Below are 4,293 nucleotides of genomic sequence, written 5' to 3'. Positions count from 1 at the left end.
AGAAAAAAAGCGAAAGAAACCCCGAGTAGCTAGTTATTCACTATCTATCTTATGATATTGGCGTTTTTGATGTCTTAAACGACTTATAAGCGCGTTTCAGCTTGAAAACCAGAAGTTTTAAAAAGACGTGAGGTGCACATAGTGCGAAAAATTAAACATGAGACGCCAAATATGCTAAGTTTTTTTCTCATTTAATCTGCACAGACTGAAGATAAATAATAACTTCAACCTTACGATAATGGGTTTGGAGGAATTTGTCAAGTAGTTTTTTTATGGGCATGTGCTTAGCGCTGCCAAAACTGGTTTGTTATGCAATAGATCTAACGTATGATATAAAAGGAAAAGTCAGGCTGCATGCCCTAGTCTTGTATATTTTTTTAATCTACCCCTCATTCTTCAACCACCGGGCTTTCATGAGCAGAGGAGAATAAAGGTCTTCTTCCATCGATATCTTAACACTTCTCTCTTCTTCTATAGTTGGTGGACGAGTAAGAAAGCGGATTTTTGATACATCTTTAATTACTGCCATTGGCGTTTGTTCTGCCCCTTCTCCCATAACTAAAACAGCAGATGTTGCCAGCGCATCAAGAAGATTGATTTGTGTTACCTGGAGTGGCTTACTATAAAGATCTGGCTTGCCTACATAGGAATAAAGCGGCTCAAACCCACACCAACCAAGAGCAATTCCTGTAACTCCAAGGCGCATAGGTGCTATATTGCTATCTGTAATCAAAATACCAAGATGCCTTACGCAGAATTTTGTTCTTAGGTAGTTCCATACCGATATAGCTGTTTTCTGAACATCTTTTGGATATAGAATATACACCTCATTACCGTTTGATTCGTCAATGCCGGCAGATGGAATTAAAATATTATCTTTAATTGTCAAATAGATACCGCAAAGATTGCAATCTGTATCAACAATCGCATCAGCTTCTTTTTTAATCAGCTCTTCTTTAGAACAGGCAGTTTTGTGAACTACTTGCTTTTGGCAAATGGAAATGATTTTTGATGTGATGGTAAGTACAACCTCCTCCCTTAATAATTTTGAAACATAGCGATCAAGAATCTTCTCTAATGCTTCACCGCATTCAATGCGGTGGGTGTAAATTGCTTCAACTTGCATATATTAGCCTGCATATAGTGTAATCTTTTGTTTCAATGAGAATGGTTTTATTCCACCCATCAAGGAGTGCTAAGTTGAAATATACATTACCTTTATAAGGTTTGTGAATTTCTGTTATGATAAATTCTGAGATTAGATCATGTTCTAAAAAAAGGTGCGCTATCTGCGCTCCGCCAATTATGAAGATTTTGGAGCAATTCCAACTACTTTGAATTGATAGAAACTCTTGCATAGAAGAAACAATAGTACATTTTATACCTCTATTAAAACACGAACTTAGCTTGTTACGAGAAAAAACAACAGGAACACGATCCCTCAATATGTTTTGAGGTATTGCTTCAAATGTCTTTCTTCCCATAACGATAACTTGCTTGTCAGTCACTTGGCGAAAATGCTCCAGCTCACTTGGGTAGTGCCAGGGCAGTCCATTATTTATTCCAATTACCCCGCTTGGATCAACGGCCATAACTCCGGTAATCATCATCCCTGTAAAGCAGCTTGGGCTACAAAAAATCTCATGTGATCGCGCACATTGTGCACTCGAAGGAAATCAACCTTATTGTGTAATACAGACGACGTAGAAATTGTTTCCAAATCTCGATTAAAGGCAAGTTCTGAAGAAAAAGAAGAAATGAATGACTTTCTAGAATGACCCACTAGAACCTTGCAGCCGAAACTTCGTAATGCTTCTATATTGCGTAAAATCCAGATATTCTGATACAGCGATTTTCCAAAACCTATACCAGGATCAATAATTATTGAGCTTTTATTAAAACCTAGAGCTAGTAATTTATCAATACTTTTCTCTGCCCAGTGATTTATGGTATTGATGGGGTCAGTATTACCTGGAATAATGTTGTCCTTATGTGGTGGTATAGAGAGTGAATGCATAATAACGATGCTACACCCATCGCTAGCAATTGCTTTTAAGGTATTATCATCTAGATCTCCTTTAACATCGTTTATCCAAGCAATGTTGTAATATTCCAAAGCTTTTAAAATAACATCCGGCCAGAAACTATCAATACTGACTTTAATATCGCCAGCTTTCATATAATGACTAAGATTATCAAGTACTGGTTTTAAACGTGCATATTCTTTCTCTGGAATCCGCATCGAGGATCCAGGCCTTGTTGATTGAGCACCAAGATCAACTACGCTTGCACCATCTGATATCAGTTGCAATGCCTGCTTAGTTGCTTGGTCTACATCATAATAAAGACCACCGTCTGAAAATGAATCAGGAGTGACGTTGACAATTCCCACAAGCTCTGGCAAAAGCGTAAAACTCTTTAAAAAGCAGTCTTGAACGCTAGGAGTGTTGTGAGCAACAGTACCAAACGTTTTTTTGGTTGTTGGAATATTACCCATGGGGTTAAGCATTGCCATCAAATGAAGCAAAAATGGTCTGTTCAACAATTCTGGGTGAGGAATCTTAAGGTAGGGTGTATCGAGCGTTAGATCATCCCATAATAAAATATCCAAGTCGACAATACGAGGTGCCCACTTTTCATGAATCTGTGGACGGCCAATGTCACATTCGATTTGTTTTAGGCCTTTTAATAACTCTTCAGGAGAAACAGAACAATTTCCATACACAACCATGTTAAAAAATGGCTTGTCCCACTCGGTTGGAGCATCATTTGGTAAAATAGCCTTGGTTTCTAAGACAATCGAAGATTTTAGATCTTTTAAATAGCGCTCCTTTAGTAATTGAGCAGCCTTTTGTAAATTAGAAAGGCGATTTCCTATATTTGAGCCAATAGAAATATAAATCATTAGTTATCTTCCTGTTCTTGCAGTGCATTGCAATAGGTAAAGAGAACACCCCCATGTATATCGGGGACAGGTGGTGCAACTTTGTGAGTAGCCACTCTTATAGAAGAAATAGTATGCCTTTTCTGCATCAAAAGTTTGCTAATAATTATATATACATCGCGAGTGAAATGTTCGATTAAATTGAATTGCTTGCTTTGAGCAAGCGATTGTATACTCTGCACTACTTCCAGATAGCAGATAGTATCCTCAAGCCGGTCAGTTATAAATCCTACAGGAGGAGACTTAAAGGTAAAATCAACATTAATACTCACTAATTGGGAATGAAACTTCTCTTCTGTACTACAGCCTAAATGAACCCAAAGCCGTAAATCCTGGATAAGGAGGTTACATAACGGTTTTGTACCTAGTTCCATCTTTATACTTCTCTATTCTCTAGCTTACAAAAACCCACACGTTTATGAAGTTCACCAAATTATTCAAAAGAAGTTTTCCCCTTGATTGATAAAAACCTCTCAGCAATGTGCATATGCGTTCATCATTCCATCAAGAAAACCCCATAAAAGCTTTGCTCCTTTTTTAGCACCTTGCATAACTTTCCCTTGTTCTTCCTCATTTAAATCTGCAATAAGGTTTGCGCACTCCTCAGAATGCCACTCATCAGCATCCATGTGAACGGTAAAAAATTGGAGGGAACGCTCATCATCTATTGAATAGTGTCTTTTGAGGCCATCAATTTTAGATTTAGAAACCTCAGGGGTTTGACGTTCATAAGCATAAAGAGCACCCAAGCCGGAAGCAAAGCCTAATCGCACAATATCAAAGTAACCATCAACCAATTCTTGTGTCTCCTTAATTTGCGCATCTTCACGAAGATCGGACCGTGAGACACCAAGCCCTTCAGCAAAACGTTGCCATAACTCTGGATGGTTTTCATCGCCTTGTTCTTCTTCTATTAAATTACCAAGCAAAACTTGTCGTATTTTCAGATTTGGACATAAAGAATGTATACTGCTAATATAACGAGGAAATGCGGCAACATGATGATAATATTCCTTAGCGTAAACTCGCAGAGCTTCAAGACTCAATTTTCCTTCATTCCAGGATTGATAAAACTGATGTTTTAATAAATGCAAATTATCTAATTCTCTATTAAGTAATTGAACAAACATTATAATAACTCCTTAAGTTAACACAAAACTATTCCAGACTATTCATAAACTCACTAGATGTCAAGAGACATCATGCCGATTTCACTAGACCTCTCCATAACAAACTAGTTTTAGCATATGCGAAAAACTACTTGATAACCTTTGCCAATTCCATTATCATAAGGTTGAAGCTATTTGTTTAACTTCCCAATCTGTACAGGTTAAAATGACAAGAGAACT

The 4,293-nt window shown here is 37.5% G+C and carries 5 protein-coding genes; all 5 read right to left on the bottom strand.

Annotated elements, in window-relative coordinates; genetic code table 11:
• Nucleotides 1-382: 382 nt before the first annotated feature.
• Nucleotides 383-1,126 (bottom strand): putative folate metabolism gamma-glutamate ligase, encoded by a 744-nt coding sequence (locus DM84_RS05100; protein WP_250778843.1) that lies wholly within the window; start codon nucleotides 1,124-1,126, stop codon nucleotides 383-385.
• Nucleotides 1,116-1,610: a dihydrofolate reductase gene (locus DM84_RS05095; protein WP_250778842.1), complete on the bottom strand. Its 495-nt coding sequence runs from the start codon at nucleotides 1,608-1,610 to the stop codon at nucleotides 1,116-1,118. The genes DM84_RS05100 and DM84_RS05095 overlap by 11 nt, the downstream gene beginning before the upstream one ends.
• Entirely contained in the window at nucleotides 1,607-2,905 is a 1,299-nt protein-coding gene (folP, locus tag DM84_RS05090; RefSeq protein ID WP_250778841.1) for a dihydropteroate synthase, read from the bottom strand. The genes DM84_RS05095 and folP overlap by 4 nt, the downstream gene beginning before the upstream one ends.
• Nucleotides 2,905-3,318 (bottom strand): dihydroneopterin aldolase, encoded by a 414-nt coding sequence (locus tag DM84_RS05085; RefSeq protein ID WP_250778840.1) that lies wholly within the window; start codon nucleotides 3,316-3,318, stop codon nucleotides 2,905-2,907. Before DM84_RS05085 ends, folP begins: the two co-directional genes overlap by 1 nt.
• Before the next feature lie 99 nt (nucleotides 3,319-3,417).
• Nucleotides 3,418-4,077 carry a CADD family putative folate metabolism protein gene (locus DM84_RS05080; protein WP_250778844.1) on the bottom strand — a complete coding sequence of 220 codons (660 nt, stop codon included), beginning with the start codon at nucleotides 4,075-4,077 and terminating at the stop codon, nucleotides 3,418-3,420.
• Nucleotides 4,078-4,293: the final 216 nt, after the last annotated feature.

The organism is Wolbachia pipientis, from assembly GCF_023661085.1.
Classification (GTDB): domain Bacteria; phylum Pseudomonadota; class Alphaproteobacteria; order Rickettsiales; family Anaplasmataceae; genus Wolbachia.
The sequence above is the reverse complement of the archived record's forward strand: the minus strand, read 5'-3'. Positions and strand labels throughout refer to the sequence as shown.

Excerpts from the sequence above, each read along its gene's own strand:
- DM84_RS05095 (WP_250778842.1), bottom strand. The coding sequence starts at position 1,610 with ATGATGATTACCGGAGTTATGGCCGTTGATCCAAGCGGGGTAATTGGA.
- DM84_RS05085 (WP_250778840.1), bottom strand. The coding sequence starts at position 3,318 with ATGGAACTAGGTACAAAACCGTTATGTAACCTCCTTATCCAGGATTTA.
- DM84_RS05100 (WP_250778843.1), bottom strand. The coding sequence starts at position 1,126 with ATGCAAGTTGAAGCAATTTACACCCACCGCATTGAATGCGGTGAAGCA.
- folP (WP_250778841.1), bottom strand. The coding sequence starts at position 2,905 with ATGATTTATATTTCTATTGGCTCAAATATAGGAAATCGCCTTTCTAAT.